Origin of the sequence: Acinetobacter thutiue, from assembly GCF_030385805.1 — a bacterium.
Lineage (GTDB): Bacteria > Pseudomonadota > Gammaproteobacteria > Pseudomonadales > Moraxellaceae > Acinetobacter > Acinetobacter corruptisaponis.
Window position 1 is genome coordinate 165,717 of record NZ_JAUDZE010000002.1, and the last position, 23,901, is coordinate 189,617.

The following is a 23,901-nucleotide window of genomic DNA, read 5'->3' on the forward strand; positions in this document are numbered from 1 at the left end:
TTAACTCTTTTTTACGGTTACAGGTAAGATTAAGCCATCAAGTTGTTGTAATTGTGGGGCATTTGCATGTTTTTGTTTCAGTTGCTGTAACACATCGCTAAATTGGGCGAGTGAACCTTGCATATACAGCGCCTTGGCATAGCGAATCCCAATATTCACATTCTGGCTGATGTTATAGGCCTGTTGCAGCGCTTGAACTGCAGTATCAAAATCATTTTGTAAAAAGGCAATATAGCCCAGTGTATCCAGAATGGAGGCCTGTTCTGGTGCGTATTCCAGTGCCAGTTCAGCATATTTGCGCGCTTCCTTTAAGCGGCGATTCTGCAATGCCAAAGTATAGGCATAGGCATTTAAATAGGTTGGACTGTTTGGTTCGATTGCCAATAGCTGTTTGAGTGTCTTATCCAGCTTATCCCGATCTGTATATGGGTCGAGCAATAATACCTCAGCATAGATCAGCTCTGGGTCATCTGGAATGTTCTTGATCGCTTCATCCAGCAGGGTCAGGGCTGCCTTTTTATTGTCCATTTTCTTTAAAATGTCGGCCTGGGCCTGATAAAGAAAACTGGCGTGCTGAGGATAGTTGACCCGTTCCTGAGTCAGGAAACGCAATGCATCATTCAGTTGTTCCTGTTTCTCAAAAATCGCAATCATGTTTCGGCGGGACACGATATACAGGCTGCCATCAACAAGGCGATAATAGGCCTTTGCCGTTTCATAATGCTGTTTGCGCTGTGCATTAATCGCCAGATAATAATAGGCTTCATTCTGGTATTTTGCCGAAGAACGTAAATCAACCAGATATTGTTCCGCTTTCTCATATTGCTTGAGGTCAATACTGGTTAAGCCTGCAATAAACAGAGCCTCCTCAGCCTGAGGATGGTCTTTAATAATATTTTCAAGCTTGTCTAAAGCTTCCTGTTGCTGGTTGATTTGGATGTAGTAACGCGCTTCAGCCAAGCGGACATCAAGGTTATTCCTGTTTTTACGGCTGGCTTGGGCAAACCATTTTTGTGTGGCGGCATCATCGCGTAAAGCCATGAGTAGGTTGGCTTTCATCAGGATAAAGCTGGTGGATTTTGAACGTTTACGTAAGGCACGGTTAATATTGCCCAGTGCCTGCTCATATAAGCCATCCTGTGCCTCTAATCCCGCGATTAAAGCTAAAATAGAGGGATTGTTCTTTTCCTTGCTTGCGCGTAAGGCATTGAGCAGAACTTCACGATCTTGCGCCTGTTCAGGTGCAATACCTGCGAGAATTTGTTCCAAATCGGCGGTTGGGTCAATATTTAAAATCTTGTCCAGTGTCTTGGCCGCAAGTTCGTATTCATGTGTTTTCAGGGCAATATGCGATAAATAGAACAATGCAGGCACATCTTTAGGTTCCTGCTCAACCCAGTGGGTGGCAATGTCCAAGGCTGCCTGTAGATCGTTGTATTCCAGAGCAACATCTAAGGCACGTTGCTTAATAATGGTGGAATTGCTGCGAATGGCAAGTACGGTATAGTTGTGCAGGGCTGTTGCAATATCGTCATAGGCAAGGGAAAATTCGGCAACCATGCTCTGTTGTAGGGCATGTTCGAAGCTCTGGTCAGCATACATATCGTGTATTGCTTGTGCGGAGACATAAGCGCTCATACTACCTAACAACAAGATTGTGGTAGAATACCGTCTAATCGTCTTGCCGTTAAAATAGGTACGGCGATGTAGCTGACGCAATTTTTATTGATCCAAAGTAATGCTTTTTATGACACCGATGTTGCACAATAACATAAATTTAGCGAAATGATGATCTGATATGTCTTTCTTTGCATTGGGTGTCAACCATCAGACAGCTTCTGTTGAGCTTCGCGAACAAATTGCTTTCAATGCAGAGCGATTAGCCCAGTTATTGCTTAAACAACGCCAGCATTCTTCACTGAAAGACATGGTGGTGGTCTCCACATGCAACCGAACCGAAGTCTATGCCATGACGGAAGATGAGGATAGCGTCCTGAATTGGCTGGCCCAGGTGAATAATATTGATGTAAAACAGTTAATTCATCATGTTTATCGTTACGAGAATGCCCAGGCGGTTACACATCTTATGCGTGTTGCCAGTGGTCTGGACTCACTGATGTTGGGTGAACCACAGATTTTAGGGCAGGTTAAAAGTGCGTTGGCATTGTCCAAAGATGCGGAAACGGTATCGCCTGAGCTGAATAGTGTTTTTGAATATGCCTTTTATGCGGCAAAGCGGGTTCGCTCGGAAACTTCTGTAGGTAGTCATGCAGTTTCTATGGGCTATGCCGTGGCTCAGTTGGCCTCACAAGTGTTTAGTCATCCAGAAAAGCTCACCGTTATGGTGGTTGCGGCAGGAGAAATGAATAGTCTGGTTGCCAAGCATTTAGCTGAAATGGGGGTGGCCAAGATTATCATTTGTAACCGTAGTCGTGAACGCGCTGATTTGCTCGCGCAGGATATTGCACATCAGGTAGACGTTGAAATTATATCTTTTACAGAACTTGCACAGAATTTGCATCGAGCCGATGTGGTTTCAAGTTGTACAGGCAGTTTGCATCAGGTGATTGGTTATTCAGATGTTAAGGTGGCATTAAAAAAACGCCGTTATCAACAGATGCTGATGGTTGATTTGGCCGTTCCGCGTGATATTGATCCAAAGGTTGAATCACTGGACAACGTTTATTTATATGGCGTTGATGATCTGCAAAGTGTGATTGATGAGAATCTGGCACAACGCCGTCAAGCGGCGGTAGAAGCCGAGATTATGGTCAATCAGTTGGCAACCCAATTGATGACCCAGCAAAAGGTCAAGGAGGCGAGTGGCACCATTCAGGCCTATCGCCAGCACAGTGAGGAAGTCAGCCAAAAAGAATTGGTGCATGCCTTGGAGTCGTTACAGCATGGGCATGATGCAGAGCAGGTATTACAGGAATTTGCGCATCGCTTAACACAAAAGCTCATGCATCCAACCTCTATCTTATTAAGAGAGGCTGCCAAGGCTGAAAATCCAGATTATTTTGAGTGGCTACAGCAACATCTACAGGATGTGTTTGAACATGAGCGTAAGCCGAGACAGTAGTTAAGACAACAACCTCAAACTAATTTGCTTGGTCAATTCATTGAGTTGCTGGCGTAAATTACGAGACTCAATTAAAGAAATCGGTGATTTAAGTTTTATTCTCAAATACTTTTCTTGCAGTCCTAAAGCATATTCTTTCGCCAGTTTGTCTGCAATTTCAGGTGCCTGTGTAAGTGTCTGAATATTGGTACGCTGCATAATATCGGCAATTTCATGACTGTAGCTACTACAGGCACCCAGCACATAATAGGTTGCCAATTCCTGATCATCAGGTAAATCATCAAACACAATATTTAATGAAGCTAGAATTTTAGCCAACAGTTCAGTGTGGTCAATGACTGCACGTAATTCTTCAAAGTGTATATAAAGGAAAGGATGATGCATTAAGATTGCAATAGCAAAATCCTCATCCTTGGTGTGAATGTTAAAAGACAGGGATGCATCATGGCTAATTTGAGGCGTAAAACGTTTACCCAAGCCAAGTTTTTCACGGAAAGACTGGGTCAGTAAATAACGAAATGAGCCATGTTTAGGTAACAGTTCTGTTAATTCACGCAGTTCACCCATCACCAGACTTTTACCCTCGGGAGAACTAACATCATGCTGGCCTGTTAAATGCGCAAACACAAAGTCTGACAATAAAGGAGCCTGTTGCAGTAGCTTTTGAAAGTTTTCCAAACCCTCCCGACGAATGAGCGAGTCTGGGTCATGTTCATTCGGCAGTACAAAGAATTTTAATTCACGACCATCATTAAGTAACGGTAGAGCGATTTCCAAAGTACGGCGTGCCGCTTTTTGTCCTGCGGCATCACCATCAAATGCAATGGTGATTCGTGAGTTTTGCTTAAACAGGGTGGTTAAATGATCTGCATTACTGGCTGTTCCCAGGGTTGCCACCGCACCAGAGATGCCATATTGCTGTAGCGCAATCACATCCATATAACCTTCCACCATCAGCCAGTCATTGGCCTTGAGTTTGCGCCCCTCATATAAACCATAAAGAAGCTGGTTTTTATGGAACACTTCTGAGTCAGGTGAGTTGATATATTTGGGCTTGATTTCATCATTTAAGGCACGGCCCCCAAAACCCACCACACGACCTTTATGATCACGGATTGGGAAAATCACGCGGTCACGCAGTAAATCAAAATCCCGACCACTCTCGCTGGAGCGAATCAGACCGAGTTGTTTTAGTCCCTCAATATCTTGGGGAAAAGCTTTTTCCAGATGCTGCCAATCTTCTGGTGCATAGCCTAGTCGCCAAAACTGAATGGTTTGGGTAGATAATCCCCGTTGCTTGAAATAGTTCTGTGCTTTCTGGCTGTTGGGAAATTGGCGCTCGTAAAATAGCGCAATATTTTCCAGAAGATCATAGAGATTGCCTTCCTGCACCTGTTCATCCATCGTAAATGATGGGTCGAACTGTGCAAAAGGGTCATCCATATAACGATCCATATCAACAAAATGATCGTCGATGGATTCAGGGATGGCTGGTGAGGTTGGACTATTATTCTGTACTGGTGCAGGTTGTGGTGCAGCAACCTGTTGCGGACTACGTTTATAGGACAATTTTTTATTGTCCTGATTGTCTTTGGGGAGATCAATGCCTGTCTTGTTGGACAGTTCTTTCATCACATCTACAAAGTTACGTCCATCAATATCCATCAGGAAACGAATGGCATTACCATTGGCCTGACAGCCGAAGCAATGATAATACTGCTTGTCTCGGTAGACGTGGAATGAAGGTGATTTTTCCTGATGGAAAGGACAGCAACCTGAATAAGTACGCCCAGTCTTTTTTAACTTCACACGTTGACCAATCAAATCGACAATGTCGGTTCGATCCAGAATTTGATCAATCGTATGCTGTGGAATTGCCATAAGGTTTAACCATTTAAAACTGGAAGTGGGACATCTTTATTATCTGTCAGAATCATTGTTGCATAAAATGAAAAACAGGCAAGGGTTGGCTTGCCTGTTTTGTGCATCAGATGACTGCAAATTAATTTGCGGCATCTTCCTCGCTTGGATTGTTGTCAATAACAGCAGGGGCAGGGACTGCCGATTCAACGGGTGCTGATGTTTCAGGCTTATCCAGTAAACCAAAGCTTAAACGGTTGGTGAGACTGCGTTTTTCAGTCTCAGTATTGGCGTCTATATTTTTGCTATCCACATTTTTGGATTGACGACCCAATAAGCCCAAAGTTGCACGGTTGACCCAACTACCGTCTTTACGTGCCGCACGTAAATTGACCTCACCATTTGATTTTACAAGGTTTGGATAGTTGAGCTTAAGGATATCAACATATTGTTGGGAGGTCGCTGTATCACCAAGTTTTTGGTAACTATAGGCTAGGGTTGCCAAAGCTTCAGGTGTCTGTGGAGTTTGTGGATAATGCTCAACCACCCACTGTGCGCGTTCAGCAGCAGCCAGCCAGGCTTTGCGCTGAATGTTGAAACGCGCCGCGTTCATCTCACTCTCAGCCAGTTCCTGACCGATATATTTCATGCGTTGTGCCGCATCGACAGAATATTGGCTACTTGGGAAACGGCGGATCAAATCCACAAAGTTTTGATAGGCAACCTTGATGTAGCTGACATCACGGTGTGACTGTTGCAGTGAGGTATAACGAATCAGGCTATCGTAGTTCATTTCCATGTTGGCGACACCACGAACATAATAGGCATAATCAACATTTGGATGTTGCGGATTTAAACGAATGAAACGTTCCGCCAGTGCAATCGTGCCCTCATAATCTTTTTGTTTGAATTTGGCATAAAGAAGTTCAAGCTGTGCCTGCTGTGTATATTGCCCAGTTGGATAATAGGTATCCAAGGCTTCAAGCGACTTTACCGCATCGGTATATTGATTACGCTCAAGCGATTTTTGTGCTTTTTCAAAATAAACCTGTTCACTGGATTGTGGCCCTTTATCAACCACATCTTTCTTGCTTGGATTGCTGCTACAGCCCACAAATGCAGACGCTACGCCTAAAGATAGTGCCAGTATCGTAATTTTATAATGGGGTAGCGACATAAAAATTCCTCTGTTTTTGGGACAATAAGCTACAATGGTGCTATTAAACCATTTTTGTACCGATCATCAAATGACTTCAGCACAATCTTCCAATTCAAACTTCTCTGAAACAGATTTCTTACTCGAAGATTCTGTCGATGCAGATAATCATAATTCTGATTCAACTGCAACACGTTTATCGTTGCAAATTCAACTTGATGAAACGTATTTAGGCCAACGTATTGATCAGGTTGCAGCGATGGTCTGGAGCGAGTTTTCCCGTGAAAAACTCAAGCAATGGATGAAAGATGGTCATCTGTTGGTAAATGGTAACATCGTAAAGCCGAAGTACCGTTGTGAGGGCAATGAACTGCTTACCCTTGATGTTGAGCTTGAGGCACAAACCTCAAGTCAGCCTGAAAATATTCCACTCAATATTGTCTATGAAGATGACGATATTATCGTCATTAACAAAGAAGTGGGCATGGTGGTTCATCCAGGTGCAGGCAATCCAACAGGCACTTTAGTCAATGCCTTGCTTTACCATGCACCGAAACTGGCGGAGCTGTCCCGCGCTGGCTTGGTGCATCGTATTGATAAAGACACTAGTGGTTTGCTGGTGGTTGCCAAAAATCTTGAGGCCCAGTTTTCATTGAGCAAGCAACTGGCAAAGAAAACCGTTTACCGTGTTTATGATTTGGTGGCCTATGGCAATATTATTGCGGGTGGCACCATTGATGAACCAATCAAGCGCCATCCTGTAGACCGTGTCAAAATGGCAATCTTGCCAGGTGGGCGTGATGCTGTAACACATTATAATGTCAAAGAACGCTTCCGTGACTTCACCCGTATTCAGGCACAACTGGAAACAGGGCGTACCCATCAGATTCGTGTGCACTTTAGTTACCTCGGACATGGTTTGATTGGGGACCCTGTTTATGTCAACCGTGTACGTTTTCCAGCAGGTGCATCGGAAGCATTAATTGATATGCTGCGCAGCTTTAAACGTCAGGCATTGCACGCAGCCAAACTTGGTCTGGTTCACCCACGTACAGGTGAGGAGATGATGTTTGAAGCACCGTGGCCAGAGGACTTTAGCCAATTGGTGGAAGTGCTTCGTCGCGAGAATGAAGCGTATTAAGTAAAGCTCTACCTCCCTCTAAATCTCCCTCCTTAAAGGAGGGAGACTTTCGTGAATTCAATGTTTTACATTGCTTTAAATTCCCTCTCCTTTTAGGAGAGGGTTAGGGAGAGGTTGACGGTAGAAAATATAGCTTAGGAGATATTTATGGAATTTGTACAAGGTTTACCTAAAGGTGTGTATGTGGGACAAACACGTATTGAACATCCTCAAACCATTGCAACGTCGAACGAAAACCTCTCTGGTTTTAATCTGGCTTTGCATGTCAATGATGATGCTCAACGGGTTCAGCAGCACCGTATGATCTTGCTAAATGAATTATCTGTATATGGTGTTGATAAAATTACCTGGATGATGCAAACCCATAGCACCATTTGCCATACCATCAATGAACAAATTCCATTTGTTGCGCTTGAGGGCGATGGTTTAGTCACGCAACGTGTAGGTCATGCCTTGATGATGATGACTGCGGATTGTCTTCCTGTGGTCTTGGGCAATGCCGATGGCACCGAAGTTGCCAATCTTCATGCGGGTTGGCGTGGTTTGGCCAGTGGCATTATTGAAAATACGATTGCTGAAATGAAGTCTCAACCCACTTGGGCATGGCTGGGTGCTGCTATTAGCCAGCCTTGTTTTGAGGTGGGAGCAGAAGTAAAGGTGGCTTTCTGTGAAAAATATCCTGAACTGGAAAGTGCTTTTATTACTGGTCAGGTTGAGGGTAAATATCAGGCAAATCTCTATGCCATTGCACGCTTTATCTTAAACTGTTTAGGTGTGGAAACCGTGCTTGGTGGTGATCAGTGTTCCTATCTACAGTCACAGGATTATTTTTCCTATCGCCGTAATGCAAAAACTGGACGGATGGCAACATTTGTATTTATGCAATAAATTGCATCCTTTGCATGGTCGATTCGCCTTGTTTGGTTTAAAAATGTTAAACTTGATCTAATTCATTGGTTTTTAAATTTTCCATGTCTGTTATTGAGCAAATTACTTCCCGAGTTAAAGTTTGTGTGATCTACCATAGTCCTTATGGGCATACGGCCAAAGTTGCACAATACATTGCTCAGGGTGCCGAGCAGGCGGGTGCGGAAGTGCATCTGCTTTCTGTGGCTGCACCGCAGTGGGATTTATTAGACCAGGCCGATGTGATCGTGATGGGTTGTCCAACCTATATGGGAAGTTTAACTTCTGCCTTGAAACAGTTTATGGAGGACTCCTCCAAACGCTGGTTGGCGCGTACATGGCAAGGCAAGCTTGCGGCTGGTTTTACCAATGGGGGGGGACTCAGTGGTGACAAACTGGCGGTACTCCAGCAAATTAATTTATTTGCGATGCAGCATGGCATGCTATGGGCAGGCTTGCCTTTTATGCCGACAGGACGAAGTCCATTGGATATTAACCGTATGTCGAGTTTCTTGGGGCTAATGACGCAATCTGATAATGCCAGTGTGGAAATCACACCGCCTGAAGGTGACTTGGAAACAGCGAGAAAGTTTGGGAAATATCTGGCAGAAATAAAAGTTAAAAGTAAGTAAAATCAATAGAATATAAGAATAATAAAAATTTTCTATCAGACAGCCAATGTCGGAGAGGTAGTGCTATTCTGACTTTAACAGCAACAGTTAAAGCCAGACTGAAAGATGAAAACAACAAAGCCAAAAAATTCTCTACAAGCCTACCGTCGATATCGTTCAGAGAATGATATTAATCAAGTGAATAGAATCTTAAACCTTTACCATTGTTTACCACGCTTTCCATTAAAACCTTGTCCAATGGATCAGTTAAAGACAGAAATACAGGCTTGGTATAATGATGAAATTGATGAGCAATCAATCCGTAAAGCCATTAAACGTGATTTGAGTAAATTAGAAAAAATTTTAGTAACAGGTAAATTACATATTATTCCGAAAAAGGGCAATCGACCTAGTGAATATTATTTAAGTGAAGATGCATCGATTGAAAAAATCAGTAGCGAATTGGCTTTAGTACTGGTGATGGCAAATGATTATTTACGTCAATATTTACCTTATCAGGTGTATGAAAAGGTTGAAGGTTTTTTTAAGTCCGCCACTATGCAGTTAGAGCAGAATACTCAACTAAAGGATTGGCCTAATCGTATTCGCTTTGTACCTGCAAGTTATTATCCTCTCACACTGGAAGATGGAAATGACGCTGTAGAAAATATTTATACAGCACTTTTAGAACAATCATGGATGCAATGTGAATATCGTAGAGAAGGAGAATTAAAAAAAAGACAATATATGCTTAAACCACATGGAATTATTCAAGATGGTCATAAACAATATTTAATGGCAAGTAAACTTGAAGGGCAAAGAGGAAAATTAAAAACCTTTAATATGCAAAGATTTGATAAGGCTATTATTGATAAAAAAGAACGTATTGCTATAAATATTGATACTTTTGATCTGGATGAACTGGTTGAGGCAAAAGAACATGAAGATGCTTATTTTGAACGGGAAGAGCTGCTTATAAAACTTCGTTGTGAAAATGATTTGGAGGATGAATTACAGTCTTATCCAATTGATGTTGATCAGGAGATTATATATCAGAATGATGAGCATTTTATATTGGAAGCAAAATGTATTATTACAACCAGTCTTTTAAACTGGTTCATTGAAAAATCACATTCTATACAGGTGATTGAACCACGTGAATTGTTTGAAAAAGTTAAAGTGCATGTGTTGGCCGCACAGGATTATTATGATTTAAATTATGATGATTTAGAAGAATACCAGGCTTATGAAAGAGAAGAAAATGAAATCGACTCATTCTTTGATGATGAGCTGGATGCTGAAATTGAGGATGTAAATCATGATTCAGTTGAGCTAGATCATGAGTGAAGATATTTCTATCTATGCTGATGCTGACAAAATGATCTGTTTAGATCATACCAGATTGTATTATAGAAATTTGCGTATTACCACTTCATTGATTGATGTATTACCAACTCAGTCTAAAGATACAGTAACAGTCATTATCACAGAAAAACAGGATATTTTAGAGAAAATTAATGCAGATCATTTTAATTTTTTGATCATTGTTGTGCCAGAAAATGTTGTAATGCCTTTAAATTCTAATTTGTATAATGCAATTATATATAGATATAAGGAATGTGATTCTTATCAGGTAGTATTTGAAGAAATATTGATTAGTCTGGTTTCCTTTATATTTGATCGAGATTATAGTCTAGATATGTCGGATGTAAAGAAAACGTTGTGCTTTAAACAAGGTCAATATTTAAATGTTGATTATAGTTTCCTGAATGTGAAAGATTTTGGTGAAATGGAGTTCTATAATTTTCAGTATAATACTTCATTTATTATTCATATGAATTTAAAGTCTCTAAAATTTGAAAAAATGAATGAGGTAATGAGTATTGTCGGAGAAAAGTTAGTTGATGAACATTGGGGTGATATCTTATACGAAGTTAAAGATTGTGGGGATATTTTCCCAGAAGAAATTTTTGTTTTATATGCTGTTTAAATTTTCAGTCATGTAAGGAGGAAGTAATGTTAGGTGATATTTATTGGGATAATATTCCAGCAAAAGTGACTCGGATTGGTAAAAAGATAATGAAATTTTTATCTTATTTGAAGGCAATATCAATGGATATGGGCGAGTTCAGTCAGGGCGAATAGTCTTAAAGACAACGGAATTTCAGGTTGTGCATGGGGTTGTAGAATACTATGATAATAAAGGCTTTAAGTTAGATTATGTTTTAGAAGGAAATTTTGAGGATGATTCTTATGAGATGTTCTCTGGAAACTGGCGAGAAGCAGGGCATAATCATCAGTTTGACATTTTATTAGAGTTGGAAGAAAAGGATTTGCCCAGTCTAGAGTCAGAATTGGAAGAGAAAGGCTCTATCATTGAAAATGAAGAAATTCCTAGTGACCAAACTTTTGTTGAAGAGTTTGATAGTTCAAACTTGAATAGTGAAGATGGTGAACAATCTTTAAGTCATTTACGGGCTGGTGTAAACCGTCAACGTGTAACCCGAAGTGATGCTCGTGTAAGAACAATTCAACGAAAAATAGAACTTTATTATGGTTTACCACAAGGTTCTGTCCGATTAGTTAATCCTGATCGTTCCATCATTCATCCATCTGCAAAAATTCGAACGTTAAGGGAACGTTGGATGTTTGATGAGTAATGTAATCTTATAATTTTAAAGGGAAATATTATTATGGCAATTGCTTTAGTTCAGGAAAAAGGTGGCTATTTTTATGTTTATGATGAAAAAGGACGACAATTATTTGCAAAAGGTAAGCTTGCAAGTACCTTAGTTGGATATACATCAAATACAGTCAGTATTAAAAAAGGTGGTTTTATTTATGTGTATGATGAGAAAGGTCATCAGATAGCGGCAAAGTCAGCATAGGTAGGTTGATAGTGCCTAAAGGCTATAATTAAACTAAATATTTTATTTTAAATATATTATGGAGATTTAAATGGATAATCAATTTGACTGGGTAAATACATTCAAAGCTCTTGCAGAGTGGATAAAAGATTATGAGGGCAAAAGAGGTGAGTTGGTTAATATTCTTGAATATATAGGTGTTACCAAAGGATTGGATGATCGTGACTCAGAAAACAATCAGATTAAACTCAAAGAAATAGATCCTTTTTCTTTTTTGTCTATTATTATGAAATATGGACATGAAAAAAGGACAGAGATGCTTCAAAAACTTATTGATGATTATAAAATAAAAACAGTTGTACCAAAAAACTATGCAGGTGTTCCAAGTAGTGATCCTCGAAAGGCGTGGTTGTTTTCCTATTCATATGAGAGAGAGGATCATGATATATCCAATCTTTGGAAGTTATTTAAACTTGCGTATGGTAATAAAATAGATGATGATATTTTTCTAACCTGTTTAGAAATTAAAGGTGTAGGATTTTCAAAATTAACTCAAGCGTTATTCTGGTTTTTTCCAGAAAAATATATTCCGTTGGATAAACCAACTGTACCATTTTTTAATGAACATGGTATAGATATACCTAAAAATAGAAAATTAACCACTTGGATAGAATATAAAAAATGCTTGGATGATATTCGTAATAAATTTAACAACAAACCTTTTTATGAGTTATCACATGATGCTTATTGGTTCCAATATGAAGATGAGAAAGATGAGAAAGATGAGAAAGATGAGAAAGATGAGAAAGATGAGAAAGATGAGCACCCAATAGCATTAAACCAAATTCTCTATGGTGCAGCAGGGACAGGTAAAACATATAGTACAATTAACAAGGCATTAGAAATTATAGGAACAGAACTTGATTTAGATGATGATTCACCAGAAAATCGTGAAGCCATTAAAATTGAGTTTGATGAATGGCGAAAAAAAGGAAATATACAATTTATCACTTTTCATCAAAGTTTTAGTTATGAAGACTTTGTGGAGGGTATTCGTGTAAAAACAGTTAATGGGCAAGCAAAATATAAAGTTGAGCCAGGGGTTTTTAAAGAAATTTGTGATGATGCTAGAGAGAATGAAAGCAGTAATTTTGTATTAATTATTGATGAAATTAATCGTGGTAATATCTCACGTATTTTCGGCGAACTTATTACATTAATTGAGAATAGTAAGCGAGAAAGTAAAGGTGAAACACTAAGTGTAACATTACCATACTCAAAAGAAGAGTTTAGTGTACCAAAAAATCTTTATATCATTGGTACAATGAATATTTCCGATCGTTCTTTGATAGGGATTGATATTGCATTACGTCGTAGATTTAAGTTTATCGAAATGATGCCTGAACCAAAGAAATTAGAGGGCATAGAGGTTGATGGTGTTGATATTAAAGAGTTATTAATAAGAATAAATCAGCGTATTGAAGTATTGCTTGACCGTGACCATACGATTGGTCATGCTTATTTTATAAATCTTAATGATGATAGTTTATTAGATGATTTAGCAGATATTTTCAAGAGACAAATTATTCCATTGTTACAAGAATATTTTTACGATGATTGGGAGAAAATTAATTGGGTATTAAATTGTAATGGAATGATAAAGGAAACTAAAATTAATACTAAAGATTTATTCTCTAATGTTAAAGTTACTATTGCAGTTCGTAATACTTGGAAAGTAGCAAGTTATAAAAGTAGCATCTGGTTAGATAAACAGGCTTATATAAATATCTATTCTGGAAAATTATCAGAGGAAGAGCAAAATAATAGTGATGAAGAGGATGAAGAATGAATAAAACTCTCATCACAGTACGAGAGTATGCACAACTTGAAGTTGCTATATCAGTAAAATTGGAAAGCTTGGATAAGGCTTTTATTACCGAAGCAGATTTTAAGGTATTGTGCCAACTTGAACAGGATAGAGCTGACGAAAGTCAGTCTTTTCTGTGTATTAATGGTATAAAAAAACTGAAAGTACAGAATTATATTGGAATTATCGAGACTCCAAATGCAATCATTGAAGTATTACCTAAAATAACAGAAAAGGAGGAGCTTGAGCAATCCAGAAAGATTTTAAAGAAAATGCTGGCATGTTATTTAGACTTACCAGAGCGTGTAGCAAATGAGACAGATTTAGAGCAATATCATTATCCATTACATGAATGGCTAATGAAATTGTTTTTGGAGAAATTAACCATATTATTAAAAAAGGGTATTCGTTCTGATTATGAACGAGTGGAAGAGGAACAATCTTTCTTAAGGGGGCAATTTAATATTCCTGCTAGAATGCGTCAACCATTGGGGCGCCAACATATTTTCCCTATTCGACATGATATTTATAGCCTAAATCGTCCAGAAAACCGCTTATTAAAAACAGCAGTAGAGGAAATTTGTAAATTAACCAATAATTCTGAAAATTGGCGGCTATCACATGAGTATCGATTACTGATGCAGGATATTCCTCGTAGTCAGAATTATAAAGATGATTTTAAGCAGTGGCGAGATGGGCGATTAGTTTCATATTATCAAGACATTAAAGTAATTTGTGAGATCGTTTTAAGTAAACTAACACCAATAACAACACATGGAACGTATCGTGGAATCAGTTTTTTGTTCCCTATGGAAAAGCTGTTTGAGAAATATGTAGCGATACAGATCAGGAAACAGCTTGAGCCTGATGCAATTTTGCATGAGCAGATGAACGGTGAGTATTTATGTCATTATAAGGAAGATCAAAATAGATTTGGATTAGAACCTGATTTATTAATTGAAAATAATGGTAAAAAATTAATTTTAGATACTAAATGGAAGAGATTGGATAAAGGTAAAGACAGTATTAGTCAGGCCGATGTCTATCAAATGTTTGCTTATAGTCATAAGTTTGCTTGTGATGTGGTACTAGTGTATCCACAATGTGAAAAGTTCACAGAAAGCTTAGCTTTTCAGTTTTTTGATGGTCGGAAATTAAGTGCTGTTCCATTTAATTTGGCTGACGAACATACAATATCAGAATCTGTTCAAAAATTAATTTCTTTATTTCCTCCATTTTAATTAAATGATTGTGGGTAAACTAAAAATAGTTTATCCACAATCATTTAAATTACTTATGCAACATTCTCGCTTTATCTCTCTGCCAGTCACGATCTTTTTCGGTGGCACGCTTGTCATGTAACTGTTTACCTTTCACCAGCGCAATCTCCAGCTTAACCAGATGACCTTTCCAATAACAGGCAAGCGGCACACATGAATAACCTTTTTGGTTGACTGCACCCAAAAGCTTTTCCAGCTCACGACGAGACAACAATAACTTACGGGTACGTGTTGATTCAGGAACCACATGCGTTGATGCAGACAATAACGGCTGAATTTGTGAACCAAATAAAAAGGCCTCACCATTTTTAAAGATGACATAGCTTTCGGAAAGTGTCATACGTCCAGCACGCAGCGACTTGACTTCCCAGCCTTGCAGTGACATACCAGCTTCAAATTTTTCTTCAATAAAGTAATCGTGGCGTGCTCTTTTGTTTTGAGCAATCGTGCCACCACTATGTTTTTTTACAACAATCTTATTCATCTCAACCTTTTGAAAAAGAATAATTAAATTCTATAGTTTTTCCGAGTTACCCGTTTCGTTACCCGTTTTAAAAGGCTCTTAATTTAAAAAGAAAGCCTGCATTTAGCAGGCTATCATATCAGAATTTTACTTATGTTTTTCTACAACTTTTTTAACACTTGATTCGTGCCAAAAGACTTCTTTCTCGCTAACTCTGATTGGCTGTGGAATTTCACCTTTTTTAATCATTCGATAAAATTTGGTTCTGCCAATAGAAAGCAGTATCATAAACTCTTTTGCTCGAACTCTACGATCAATATTAACGTTATGTGCAACTCCCATTCTATGCTACCTCACTAGTATTGATAATCACGAATATTTGTGAATTTGTTTTACTAGTAAAAGTTAATTCTTCGATGGTGTTTGTAAGTTTGCTCTCGAAAGCTGTAAACATGTCACTATCTCTACTTATGAAGTTTTGATTGTTTTTTGCATCGTGTTTTGGAAAATGGAGTGGCTCTGACGGTAAATCTCATCAAAGGCATTTGCAAGCTCTTCGAGGCGGACAAAAAAAGGAGCTTTTTGGCTATCATCAAGCCGAAAACAGGCAAATGGGAATTTCTGCTGGCGAGCCTTTTCTAAGACCCTTTCCTTGCATAGATGTGGATAAAACTCTTTGGTAATGTCTTCCAACTTGATGTGAGGAGTTCGATACTTTAAAAAAAGGTAATCAATTGTCTTTAGCTCGTACATTGTGAGACTCCTATATTTGTACAATGACTTAAAGCATGGCTTTGAAATATCTCGTCGCTACGTGAATATTTCTCAAGATCGCTTATGGAGCATTGTAAAAAATGGAAATCGTGGCGAAAATTACGAAATCGGAACTCCTTTTTTTGACACTAGACTAATTATTTATGCCCAAGCTTAATGATGTTCAGAACACAGCTCTTGAGATTGTAGACTTCTTATACTTCTATGACCTAGTGTCACTTTCAACAATAACATCAGAGAAAGTAAGCATTTATGGAAAGCTAAATGATTTAGTTGGAAGATTGATTGCAGACAGGAAGCTAAGTGGTCAGCAAGCTGAGGCGTATAGACACTATTTGTTATGTGGGGTGGAGATATTGGCTACCTATAACGTAGCTCAAGAATGGGATTTACCTGAATCATTAACAATAAGGCAGAAACACGAAGCCAGTAAATACATTAATAGACAGAGGTTTGATATAGCATCAGATGGTCTAATGAATGAAATGAAGCAAACAGAAATGCTTGATGACAGTTTTAATAAGGATGTCTATATGCTGACCCGAGAATCGGGCATAGCACAAGCATCCTACGCAGTTAGTTTTAGGTTAGTCGCTCAAATGTTAACGTTTGATTTAGGTGGCAATATCGCCTGCCATGTCTATAGGAGGCTAATAAAATTAAAAATACTAAACAGTAGCAAAGATACATTGCAAGCTCACTATGATGAAATTGGTAATGAGCATATCTTCTTGAGGGCATTATTATTTGTCGAGTTTGAAATGCTGCGAAAGCGATTATATTGTAAGGTTGATGTTAAGAATTTAATCATGAAAGAGACACCTAATGATATTCCTGAAAGAGCTAAACTAAGAAGAGAAGCCTACTATTATAAATCTCAGGATCTTTTAAACAGCAGAGGTGACTTTATTCGCATTCATAACAATGTGGACGTAATGGATAGGTCGCAAGTACAAAACTACATTAAATCGATTGGTAAAGACCTATGCCATAATAGTATATTCTCAGACTTTAAAGGTACGTGGATCAGTAGATTTGGAACTTGGTATCTGATTGGTGAGAAAGAGTTCGAGCTTGATAATGCAATTTATGGGGCCGTGAAGAATGATGATAGCTGTAGCGCCAGGGCTGAAGAAATCATGCTTCATCAATATGGCTTTGTCATCTCTGCTAGGAGCGTGAAAGACAGTTATAACAGAATCAAAAATTTATACTATTTCATTCGCGATTATGTTAACGAACATGTAAAACAGCCGAAACATGGTTTTATTGCTCCAGATATAGCAACTTTTTTTCATTACCATCCAGATCTATCCAAGAAGCTACTAGAGGTGCTTGAAGAGATCAAAGGGTAGTTTCTATGTCACTAACGTTGTTTAGACATTTTAATGGGCTGCTCCCTGTAATGGGTGGGAGAGACTCCTACCCATGAATGTATATGTTTCAAGATTCTATACTGAGTAAAGATGATTGCCGCTATTGTCCATGCACTCTTTAGTGTAGCGCTCATTGACTAGGCTTTCTATCATCTTTTCTTTGGTAATATCATGCTTCTTCGCCAATATTTCTAAGCTAAGAAGAGCTTTATCAGTCAGATAGTAATGATGTTTTCGCCCCTTATTTTTTTCCCTATGCCTTTTTTGGTACCAAGCATTTGATAACTGAATTTTTATTGCTTTGTAGATGTTAGCATCTTTATCTAATAAGCTATCAAAGATAGCATTGATGACAATATTATACTCTTTGGGGTCCAATGGCTTATAGCTGCTACTATTATGGACTCTGCTATTTTCCTTATCTTGGTCCATATAGCCTTTAGCCCATAAGTAAAAACTATCACTATCGAAGTTCTTAAAGTGTATTGGATTTTTACTTAGCACTTTACTGAAGCGTTCCTCTATACCATTAAGAAGTCGGTTGGATCTTGAATATGAAGGCGAGATGAATAGCATATACAGAAACCTAAAATAATCATTTTGGATTGTGCATACGGTATGCCATGAAAGAGCTCTATCAGATGACATCGAGTAAAGGGTAAAATATAATAAGCGCTTATTCGATTTATAGTCTGAAAGGTCTTTTGCTCGTATATTAAGAGTTTCCTTAAACCGTTTTATACTATCTATAAAATTAAAAACACTTCGCTCATTAATGTTTACATAATTGTCTAGGATCACTTTTCTAATCTCATCGGAATTTTTTAATGTGTTTAATATATTAATGGTGGATTGGTTTAACAGGTCATCTGTATCACTAATGTTACTGTTGTAACGGTGCTCCTCATTATCTTTATTCATTAAATGTAGAAGCCAAATCGTATCCTCATCAGTAGATGCTTTAATGAGCTGATTAAGTTCTTTATGAGCTGGGCTTGGGTGCATAATTATCTCTTTTACAGTAAGCTTTACATGCAGTTTAGCTAAATGTAGAAGGAGTTTTAGGGGTGTTTCTAGGGAGATTTCAGTTGATTTCCCATTATTTTTTTATAAGCTTCCAATAACGTATATATGGGTTGTCATGCTTTTATCTGGGTTTAGAGCACCATTCAGACCATTTTAAATATTGAACTAGTTTTAGTCTTGTGATTAGCAACCCTGTATAATTTTAATGGAGTTGAATATAATCAGCAAAGGGATATAGCATCGGATAACTTGACATTAAGTAAATAACCCATGATTGAAGTAAATCCGCCTGTATATCATACATGGATATATAAAATTATCGATCATATAGGGAAAATAATATTGCTTATAGGTGGTGTCGGTTAGGTGTAATGACTTAGTTAATAATACTAATCTATTACTTTAACAACTATGTTATTTATCTGCTTCAAACCTACTTATTACCTTAGAGCATAGATTCATACTACCTAAACATGATGTTAAAGCCTTTAGGTAATTAATTACACAGTAGCCACTTCATGTAGTCCTAAACAACTACAGGTAAGTGAGCATGAAAGTAGAACCTAACCAAAATCAAATTAATGAAGCATCACTCTTGATAGAAATTGAAAGGTTTGTTCTATCAGGTATGGATTCAACACGACAACCTAGATCATTCTATGAAAACTTCACAGACCTTCTTTTAGATTTCCATCAAGTCTATAACCCTGACTTTAGCTACTCATGTTTAATCGATCAATTTTGTAATCTGTTGTATGACTATGATCTGAAATATGAAACATCAAGTTCTCTCTACAACAGTCTAAAGCAAACTTCATTTAGAGACTGGCAGAGGTATTTCAATCGAGCTAGAGCTGATCACCTGAATGAAGTGCGGCAACATCGTTATAACGAAAGATTAAATGCCAATAAGTTAGAGGATCGGTTACGCGATTTGCAGAGAGAGTATTCTGCATTGTTAGTTGTACGAGTTGATTTAGCCTATAAAGTTAATGCTGATATCAAACAGGTTGATGATGATTTAGAGAAACTACTGAGAAGAATTAATCGTTCAGTTTATGGCGATGACATATTGTTGTTGGTATGGGCATTAGAGCAGGGGGAACGGAAAGGCTACCATTGCCATGTGGCTTTGGTTTTTGATGAACGTAAGCGCACGAGTGCATGGAAGATAGCTAAGACCATAGGTGAATTTTGGGAAGATATTACTGGCGGTGATGGAAGCTATTTTAACTGTCATGATCATAGGTACTTAAAACAATATGAGGAAAAGGGCGTCGTTGGCATTGGAGTGATCTTTAGCAATGTCCCTTATCAAGCTAATAAGATGCGTTCAACGCTATCTTATTTGGCACGGCCTGAAAAGGAACAATATCTCCGTGTGAAGAGCTCTAAGAGGATGCGTACCTTTGGTATGTCACAGCGTTAATTGAAACTCTAAACAGATATGTACCATCTAGATGAGAAACATCTTCTCTTTATTGGCTTACCACAACGGTAAGCCTTTCTTATTTCAGAGGTACATCTTATGCAAATCAATTGTCCATATTGCCATTCAGAGCATGTGATCCGTGTTGTACAAAATAGCGGTTCACAAGCTGGCAACCAAAGTCTGGCATCGTCAGCATCATTTGCCACGATGGGTGCTGCATTATCAAAAACCTTACCTGTGTCCCCTCTGGTTGGAGGGATTGCTGGAGCCGTAGTCGGTGGTTTACTGGGTACAGTGTTTGGTTCTGCTTCAACTCAAACTGTGCAGTCCTGCTTTCAATGCCAGCATTGTGGGGAATCCTTTTACTGAGGACGGATAAAAAATAGGGAGGCCATGCCTCCCTACATCTTGAATCAAGGTCATATTCTTATTTGGGTTTACTCGCATTGCACAATTTGAGGGTCAGTAATGTATGTTTCAAAATACAGTTGATGTTCTTCATTCATGACAGGAACATCCTGAGCACCAAAGTGAATACAGTCACCTTTTTTTAACCTCCTAATAATAGAATTCTGGGCAACGGATGTGTAGTTTATGTCGAACTTGAGGGGACCTGTCGCCGTATCCAGAAGCCATCCATAATCTAGTTCCTGAGCTGGATTTACAACCGAAAGTGTATAGCTATACGGGTACTTTGTTGAGGAATAAGCGGGCTGGTTTTGTTCAGAAGCCACATGGATGGGTTCACCGTCCTGAATTAGGTCTGCCGAGGTGGATTCTAATACTGGGGCGGCATTTCTGGCATTGATGAGCTTTTCAATTTCAACATCAATGCGATCACCAAAATCTACTTCCTTATAATATGTAGAGTCGCCCTGAAACCAGCGCAAATAAAGGCCAGGGCGTTGCTTTTTAAGGTGTTCGATCTTTTGTTTCATTAGGTTAAGCAACTGGTCATATCCTGTTTGTCCCAGTTCAGCCACAAATTTATCTTTTTCATCAATCATCTGTTGATAGGCCATTTCTGTGGCGACAATTGCCCGTTGAACACGAATATCATTACAACTCACAGAATTATCTGCACTACAGGACTGTGCCTGATAATTGAGTTTGGCATAATTTACTTCATTGCAGCCAAACAGAAACAGGCTGCTGGTAAAAATAAGGGTGGTAACTTTTATATTCATGGCTTTTCCATCATTTTCCCCAATGATTTGTCCAGTGAAAAATATTGGGGAGGCCGTATGTTTATATGGGTAAACTTTATTTATTGTTTAAGCCTTTGGTGATTCACCATACTGGTTTGTTGATGGATTGCCATCCTGTGCAGCCCAGAACAGCAGTAAAAGGATTCCCACAATCGGTACAAGGGCAACCAGCATCCACCAGCCTGAACGGTCAATGTCATGTAAACGTCTTACGCTCACGGCAATATTTGGAAGGAGCGTGACCAGCATGGCGATGGTTGCCAGATCCTCACTAATAAAAAAGCTAAAGACTAAGCTGATCAATACACAGAACAACTCGAAGTACCAGAATTCGCTGCGTCTGGCACGACCCTTGAAGTCACCGAACTTCTTAAAGCAGGTAAAAATCGCCTGACGATAACTGGCTTCAGTCTGTTCCAGTTTATTGAATATTTCCTTGGCAGAATCATGTTGATTGCCATTTGAAAAACTTGGTGAAGTTATAGGTGTTTTAACTTGAGTAACGGGTGCAGGAGTTACTGTAAGTTCAAGATAAACTGCTGTCGCCTGACCCTCGGTATTCACATCAAAATCAACTTGATGACCACGGATAGGTGCCTGCTGTTCTTTCCATTCGCTACCTGTAAAGTTGTAACGCTTCTGGTCATCTCCCAGAATAATTCCTGTATTGGTCTGAATTGTAAAATCTAGAATCTTGCCTTTCATTTTGGTGTCCTTGTTTTATTGATTGAAGATTTGTCTAAAAGGTAAAGGTGAATTCACCCTGATCGGTATCTACGGTTACTTCCCGAACTTGCTCCATGTCACAACGCAAGACAGCTTTCATTTCCTGCCCAAACTTAAGGTTAGGATTCTTATAGACCCAGAAAGAAATAGGACAATTGCCACGATTGATGATAACCCTGTTGACATGCACCTGATCCACGGTGGATTGAACGTGGATATAGCTGTAGTACATGGGTGCATATTGCCCCTGATACTCATAAGCAGGATTTTCATCAAGGTTGATGTTGACACTGACAGGTGCAGACTGATCCAGACCACAGGCGGCTAGACCCCAAAGCATGCACAGGATGCTGGCTATTTTTTTCATGGCGCACTGACCCCTACCTTTAATTTTTCAATAGGCAGATTTAAAGAGCTGAAATTGTTGTGTGAAAAAAGTCTTGTTATTGATTGACTGTTCTTAGCTATGGAAAGGGATGCCAACAAACCTTGGGGTCTGGAGGAAAGACAGAAAAGTGTTGGGGTGATAACCCAAGGGTAAATTGAATTGCCATGACAACTAACTCCTATATGCAATAGAAGTTCTGCCAGATCATTTTAATGGTGGCAGAACGAGAGAGGGTTGACAGACTGGATTGGATTGACACCAGCACACTCGAAAGTGTCCCACTCCCGTCCTACCGCAACGGGAGGAGACGAGATATACCCTCAAAATTATCCCTCAGAAAAGAATAACTCTGATGCAATCCAATAAACGGTCTGTCAAAACCGACTGGCAATGTAGGCCAGCATGGGAATCATAATCGCTGAAAAAGAACACGTCAATTTATTGATTCAGAAAAATTAAATGATGAACAAAAAGAATTTAAAAAATTTCAGTTATATACCATCTAGGTGAATCAATGTATTCAAAAGCATTTTGATGTCTTCTCACTTTGGCCTGCTCCCCCAGCAGGCCTTTTTTTATGCACAAAATCTGAATTCGCATCATGCAATTTCAATCTTTTAACAGGAAAACCGTATGGCACATTTAGTTGAAACTATGGCATTTGTAGGACAAACCCCTTGGCATGGCCTAGGCAATGAACTTACACCTAATCAACCTTTAGAAATCTGGGCACAACAGGCAGGCATGGACTGGCGGATTGAATCCTCCGATGTCAGTTATATGGCGCAGAACCATCGGGGGCAAAACATCATTATGCCCTTTGAAGAACAACGTGTTTTATACCGTTCCGATACCCATGCACCTTTATCCGTGGTGAGTCAGCGTTTTCAGGAAGTACAGCCGATGGAAATCCTGCATTTCTACAAAGACCTGACTGAACAATCAGGCTTTGAACTGGAAACCGCAGGGGTACTTAAAGGTGGCAAGAAATTCTGGGCATTGGCTAAAACAGGACAAAGCTCCGCCTTAAAAGGCAAAGATGTCAGTAATGGCTACATTTTATTGGCAACTGCCTGTGATGGAACGCTTGCAACCACAGCACAATTTACTTCGATTCGTGTGGTGTGTAACAACACTTTAGCGATTGCACTCAAAGCACACAACAGCACAGCGAACAATGCTGGTGTGGTCAAGGTTCCCCACAGTACCCGATTTGATGCAGAGAAAGTAAAACAGCAACTCGGCATCTCGGTTCGTGCATGGGATGAGCACATGTATGAAATGAAGCAACTCAGCCAGCGTAAAGTGACCCAGCAGGAAGCCGCAGCCTATTTTGATGCAGTGTTTAACAATACCAGCCTGAGTATTGCCGAGCAGGATGAAAGTATTGTCCAGTTCTACCGTAATGTGGCAATGCCAAATCAAGTACCAGTAACATCCACAACGAATAAAGCTGACAATAAAACTGAACCCAACGGACGTGCCATGTCCAAGGTGATGACCATGTTTAATGGACATGGGCGAGGGGCTGAACTTAGCTCAGCCAAGGATACCGCCTATGGTTTGTTGTGCAGTATCACGGAATTTGTTGACCACGAGCGTCGAGCCATGAGTCAGGACTACCGTCTTGATTCGGCTTGGTTCGGTGCGGGTGCAGCTATTAAACAGCGTGGATTGGAACAGGCCTTAAGAATGATTGCCTAAATTAGCCTAAGCAAACTTAACCCAAATTTATTTT

25 protein-coding genes are annotated in these 23,901 nt (G+C 39.2%); 15 read left to right on the forward strand and 10 right to left on the reverse strand.

The genetic code is table 11. The features are described from left to right. Window positions 1-1,719 (reverse strand): tetratricopeptide repeat protein, encoded by a 1,719-nt coding sequence (locus QTA56_RS06715; RefSeq protein WP_267980182.1) that lies wholly within the window; start codon window positions 1,717-1,719, stop codon window positions 1-3. A 79-nt stretch (window positions 1,720-1,798) separates the two neighbouring features. Here QTA56_RS06715 and hemA point away from each other — a divergent pair, with 79 nt between their 5' ends. Beyond that, window positions 1,799-3,082: a glutamyl-tRNA reductase gene (gene hemA / locus QTA56_RS06720; RefSeq protein ID WP_267980183.1), complete on the forward strand. Its 1,284-nt coding sequence runs from the start codon at window positions 1,799-1,801 to the stop codon at window positions 3,080-3,082. Here the strand turns inward: hemA and QTA56_RS06725 are convergent, their stop codons facing one another. Both QTA56_RS06725 and QTA56_RS06730 read right to left on the reverse strand, forming a co-directional pair. Further along, entirely contained in the window at window positions 3,083-4,963 is a 1,881-nt protein-coding gene (locus QTA56_RS06725) for a DNA primase (protein ID WP_267980184.1), read from the reverse strand. A gap of 121 nt (window positions 4,964-5,084) precedes the next feature. Further along, on the reverse strand, window positions 5,085-6,119 hold the full coding sequence (locus QTA56_RS06730; protein WP_267980185.1) for an outer membrane protein assembly factor BamD: 1,035 nt from the start codon (window positions 6,117-6,119) through the stop codon (window positions 5,085-5,087). 70 nt (window positions 6,120-6,189) lie between these two features. On the opposite strand from QTA56_RS06730, the gene rluD reads away from it, so the two are divergent. The 10 genes from rluD to QTA56_RS06780 all read left to right on the forward strand — a co-directional run bounded on the left by rluD (window position 6,190) and on the right by QTA56_RS06780 (window position 14,731). Then, on the forward strand, window positions 6,190-7,239 hold the full coding sequence (gene rluD / locus QTA56_RS06735; protein ID WP_267980186.1) for a 23S rRNA pseudouridine(1911/1915/1917) synthase RluD: 1,050 nt from the start codon (window positions 6,190-6,192) through the stop codon (window positions 7,237-7,239). Window positions 7,240-7,386: 147 nt separating this feature from the next. Further along, the gene (gene pgeF, locus QTA56_RS06740; RefSeq protein ID WP_267980187.1) at window positions 7,387-8,127 is read left to right on the forward strand and encodes a peptidoglycan editing factor PgeF; all 741 of its coding nucleotides are present in this window, start codon (window positions 7,387-7,389) and stop codon (window positions 8,125-8,127) included. Between the two features lie 83 nt (window positions 8,128-8,210). Next, window positions 8,211-8,777 carry a flavodoxin family protein gene (locus QTA56_RS06745; protein ID WP_267980188.1) on the forward strand — a complete coding sequence of 189 codons (567 nt, stop codon included), beginning with the start codon at window positions 8,211-8,213 and terminating at the stop codon, window positions 8,775-8,777. 105 nt (window positions 8,778-8,882) lie between these two features. Then, window positions 8,883-10,103 carry a WYL domain-containing protein gene (locus QTA56_RS06750; RefSeq protein ID WP_267980189.1) on the forward strand — a complete coding sequence of 407 codons (1,221 nt, stop codon included), beginning with the start codon at window positions 8,883-8,885 and terminating at the stop codon, window positions 10,101-10,103. Beyond that, complete coding sequence (locus QTA56_RS06755) at window positions 10,096-10,746, forward strand: hypothetical protein (RefSeq protein WP_267980190.1); 651 nt, start codon at window positions 10,096-10,098, stop codon at window positions 10,744-10,746. The genes QTA56_RS06750 and QTA56_RS06755 overlap by 8 nt, the downstream gene beginning before the upstream one ends. A 26-nt stretch (window positions 10,747-10,772) precedes the next feature. Beyond that, on the forward strand, window positions 10,773-10,901 hold the full coding sequence (locus QTA56_RS06760) for a hypothetical protein (RefSeq protein WP_267980191.1): 129 nt from the start codon (window positions 10,773-10,775) through the stop codon (window positions 10,899-10,901). 26 nt (window positions 10,902-10,927) lie between these two features. Beyond that, window positions 10,928-11,416 (forward strand): hypothetical protein, encoded by a 489-nt coding sequence (locus QTA56_RS06765; protein WP_267980192.1) that lies wholly within the window; start codon window positions 10,928-10,930, stop codon window positions 11,414-11,416. Between the two features lie 33 nt (window positions 11,417-11,449). Then, complete coding sequence (locus tag QTA56_RS06770) at window positions 11,450-11,644, forward strand: hypothetical protein (protein WP_267980193.1); 195 nt, start codon at window positions 11,450-11,452, stop codon at window positions 11,642-11,644. A gap of 70 nt (window positions 11,645-11,714) precedes the next feature. Further along, window positions 11,715-13,472, forward strand: a complete 1,758-nt coding sequence (locus QTA56_RS06775; protein ID WP_267980194.1) for an McrB family protein — start codon at window positions 11,715-11,717, stop codon at window positions 13,470-13,472. Further along, window positions 13,469-14,731 carry an McrC family protein gene (locus QTA56_RS06780; RefSeq protein ID WP_267980195.1) on the forward strand — a complete coding sequence of 421 codons (1,263 nt, stop codon included), beginning with the start codon at window positions 13,469-13,471 and terminating at the stop codon, window positions 14,729-14,731. The genes QTA56_RS06775 and QTA56_RS06780 overlap by 4 nt, the downstream gene beginning before the upstream one ends. 49 nt (window positions 14,732-14,780) lie before the next feature. Here the strand turns inward: QTA56_RS06780 and smpB are convergent, their stop codons facing one another. The 3 genes from smpB to QTA56_RS06795 form a co-directional block, all read right to left on the reverse strand. Then, a complete protein-coding gene (smpB, locus tag QTA56_RS06785; RefSeq protein ID WP_267980196.1) occupies window positions 14,781-15,254 on the reverse strand; it encodes an SsrA-binding protein SmpB in 474 nt (157 codons plus the stop codon). Window positions 15,255-15,380: 126 nt separating this feature from the next. Then, entirely contained in the window at window positions 15,381-15,575 is a 195-nt protein-coding gene (locus QTA56_RS06790; protein WP_267980197.1) for a helix-turn-helix transcriptional regulator, read from the reverse strand. A gap of 126 nt (window positions 15,576-15,701) precedes the next feature. Beyond that, window positions 15,702-15,986, reverse strand: a complete 285-nt coding sequence (locus QTA56_RS06795; protein WP_087548253.1) for a pyocin activator PrtN family protein — start codon at window positions 15,984-15,986, stop codon at window positions 15,702-15,704. 164 nt (window positions 15,987-16,150) lie between these two features. Between QTA56_RS06795 and QTA56_RS06800 the strand changes: the two genes are divergently transcribed. Then, complete coding sequence (locus QTA56_RS06800; protein ID WP_267980198.1) at window positions 16,151-17,362, forward strand: hypothetical protein; 1,212 nt, start codon at window positions 16,151-16,153, stop codon at window positions 17,360-17,362. Between the two features lie 96 nt (window positions 17,363-17,458). On the opposite strand, the gene QTA56_RS06805 is transcribed toward QTA56_RS06800, so the two are convergent. Further along, a complete protein-coding gene (locus tag QTA56_RS06805) occupies window positions 17,459-18,388 on the reverse strand; it encodes a hypothetical protein (RefSeq protein ID WP_267980199.1) in 930 nt (309 codons plus the stop codon). Window positions 18,389-18,959: 571 nt separating this feature from the next. Between QTA56_RS06805 and QTA56_RS06810 the strand changes: the two genes are divergently transcribed. Together QTA56_RS06810 and QTA56_RS06815 are read left to right on the forward strand one after the other, a co-directional pair. Beyond that, window positions 18,960-19,838, forward strand: a complete 879-nt coding sequence (locus QTA56_RS06810) for a YagK/YfjJ domain-containing protein (protein ID WP_267980200.1) — start codon at window positions 18,960-18,962, stop codon at window positions 19,836-19,838. Between the two features lie 99 nt (window positions 19,839-19,937). Then, complete coding sequence (locus tag QTA56_RS06815) at window positions 19,938-20,210, forward strand: hypothetical protein (protein ID WP_267980201.1); 273 nt, start codon at window positions 19,938-19,940, stop codon at window positions 20,208-20,210. Between the two features lie 68 nt (window positions 20,211-20,278). Here the strand turns inward: QTA56_RS06815 and QTA56_RS06820 are convergent, their stop codons facing one another. The 3 genes from QTA56_RS06820 to QTA56_RS06830 form a co-directional block, all read right to left on the reverse strand. Then, window positions 20,279-21,028 (reverse strand): hypothetical protein, encoded by a 750-nt coding sequence (locus tag QTA56_RS06820; protein WP_267980202.1) that lies wholly within the window; start codon window positions 21,026-21,028, stop codon window positions 20,279-20,281. Window positions 21,029-21,115: 87 nt separating this feature from the next. Next, window positions 21,116-21,754: a DUF805 domain-containing protein gene (locus tag QTA56_RS06825; protein ID WP_267980203.1), complete on the reverse strand. Its 639-nt coding sequence runs from the start codon at window positions 21,752-21,754 to the stop codon at window positions 21,116-21,118. 34 nt (window positions 21,755-21,788) lie between these two features. Next, window positions 21,789-22,142: a hypothetical protein gene (locus QTA56_RS06830; RefSeq protein WP_267980204.1), complete on the reverse strand. Its 354-nt coding sequence runs from the start codon at window positions 22,140-22,142 to the stop codon at window positions 21,789-21,791. Window positions 22,143-22,796: 654 nt separating this feature from the next. Between QTA56_RS06830 and QTA56_RS06835 the strand changes: the two genes are divergently transcribed. Beyond that, window positions 22,797-23,867 carry a DUF932 domain-containing protein gene (locus tag QTA56_RS06835; protein ID WP_267980205.1) on the forward strand — a complete coding sequence of 357 codons (1,071 nt, stop codon included), beginning with the start codon at window positions 22,797-22,799 and terminating at the stop codon, window positions 23,865-23,867. Window positions 23,868-23,901: the final 34 nt, after the last annotated feature.

Bases quoted from the DNA above. Each gene is read 5' to 3' on its own strand.
- QTA56_RS06780 (WP_267980195.1), top strand. From the start codon at position 13,469: ATGAATAAAACTCTCATCACAGTACGAGAGTATGCACAACTTGAAGTT.
- QTA56_RS06790 (WP_267980197.1), bottom strand. From the start codon at position 15,575: ATGGGAGTTGCACATAACGTTAATATTGATCGTAGAGTTCGAGCAAAA.
- rluD (WP_267980186.1), top strand. From the start codon at position 6,190: ATGACTTCAGCACAATCTTCCAATTCAAACTTCTCTGAAACAGATTTC.
- QTA56_RS06775 (WP_267980194.1), top strand. From the start codon at position 11,715: ATGGATAATCAATTTGACTGGGTAAATACATTCAAAGCTCTTGCAGAG.
- QTA56_RS06810 (WP_267980200.1), top strand. From the start codon at position 18,960: ATGAAAGTAGAACCTAACCAAAATCAAATTAATGAAGCATCACTCTTG.
- QTA56_RS06745 (WP_267980188.1), top strand. From the start codon at position 8,211: ATGTCTGTTATTGAGCAAATTACTTCCCGAGTTAAAGTTTGTGTGATC.
- QTA56_RS06755 (WP_267980190.1), top strand. From the start codon at position 10,096: ATGAGTGAAGATATTTCTATCTATGCTGATGCTGACAAAATGATCTGT.
- QTA56_RS06830 (WP_267980204.1), bottom strand. From the start codon at position 22,142: ATGAAAAAAATAGCCAGCATCCTGTGCATGCTTTGGGGTCTAGCCGCC.
- QTA56_RS06750 (WP_267980189.1), top strand. From the start codon at position 8,883: ATGAAAACAACAAAGCCAAAAAATTCTCTACAAGCCTACCGTCGATAT.
- QTA56_RS06760 (WP_267980191.1), top strand. From the start codon at position 10,773: ATGTTAGGTGATATTTATTGGGATAATATTCCAGCAAAAGTGACTCGG.
- QTA56_RS06825 (WP_267980203.1), bottom strand. From the start codon at position 21,754: ATGAAAGGCAAGATTCTAGATTTTACAATTCAGACCAATACAGGAATT.
- QTA56_RS06770 (WP_267980193.1), top strand. From the start codon at position 11,450: ATGGCAATTGCTTTAGTTCAGGAAAAAGGTGGCTATTTTTATGTTTAT.
- QTA56_RS06835 (WP_267980205.1), top strand. From the start codon at position 22,797: ATGGCACATTTAGTTGAAACTATGGCATTTGTAGGACAAACCCCTTGG.
- QTA56_RS06795 (WP_087548253.1), bottom strand. From the start codon at position 15,986: ATGTACGAGCTAAAGACAATTGATTACCTTTTTTTAAAGTATCGAACT.
- smpB (WP_267980196.1), bottom strand. From the start codon at position 15,254: ATGAATAAGATTGTTGTAAAAAAACATAGTGGTGGCACGATTGCTCAA.
- QTA56_RS06805 (WP_267980199.1), bottom strand. From the start codon at position 18,388: ATGCACCCAAGCCCAGCTCATAAAGAACTTAATCAGCTCATTAAAGCA.
- QTA56_RS06730 (WP_267980185.1), bottom strand. From the start codon at position 6,119: ATGTCGCTACCCCATTATAAAATTACGATACTGGCACTATCTTTAGGC.
- QTA56_RS06820 (WP_267980202.1), bottom strand. From the start codon at position 21,028: ATGAATATAAAAGTTACCACCCTTATTTTTACCAGCAGCCTGTTTCTG.
- hemA (WP_267980183.1), top strand. From the start codon at position 1,799: ATGTCTTTCTTTGCATTGGGTGTCAACCATCAGACAGCTTCTGTTGAG.
- QTA56_RS06800 (WP_267980198.1), top strand. From the start codon at position 16,151: ATGCCCAAGCTTAATGATGTTCAGAACACAGCTCTTGAGATTGTAGAC.
- QTA56_RS06815 (WP_267980201.1), top strand. From the start codon at position 19,938: ATGCAAATCAATTGTCCATATTGCCATTCAGAGCATGTGATCCGTGTT.
- QTA56_RS06725 (WP_267980184.1), bottom strand. From the start codon at position 4,963: ATGGCAATTCCACAGCATACGATTGATCAAATTCTGGATCGAACCGAC.
- pgeF (WP_267980187.1), top strand. From the start codon at position 7,387: ATGGAATTTGTACAAGGTTTACCTAAAGGTGTGTATGTGGGACAAACA.